Below are 260 nucleotides of genomic sequence, written 5' to 3' on the forward strand. Positions count from 1 at the left end.
CCCATACCTGCACCGGCCCCACCAACTTGGCCACCGGCCTGCCGGGACATCGAGTCACCCCAACCACGCAAGCGCGGGAGAAGATACTCGAGCTGGGCGAGCTCCACCTGTGCCTTACCTTCGCGGCTCTTGGCGTGCTGGGCAAAAATATCCAGGATCAAGGTGGTCCTATCGACAACCTTCACCTTGACAATGTCCTCGAGGCCACGGCGCTGGGAAGGCGCGAGTTCGGTGTCGACCACCACGGTATCGGCACCTGT

The 260-nt window shown here is 62.3% G+C and carries 1 pseudogene; it reads right to left on the reverse strand.

Annotated elements, in window-relative coordinates:
* Nucleotides 1–260, reverse strand: a pseudogene (locus SCA31_RS24105) (GTPase HflX); the annotation flags it as partial.

Origin of the sequence: Chryseobacterium sp. SIMBA_028 (genome assembly GCF_046535285.1) — a bacterium.
Classification (GTDB): domain Bacteria; phylum Bacteroidota; class Bacteroidia; order Flavobacteriales; family Weeksellaceae; genus Chryseobacterium.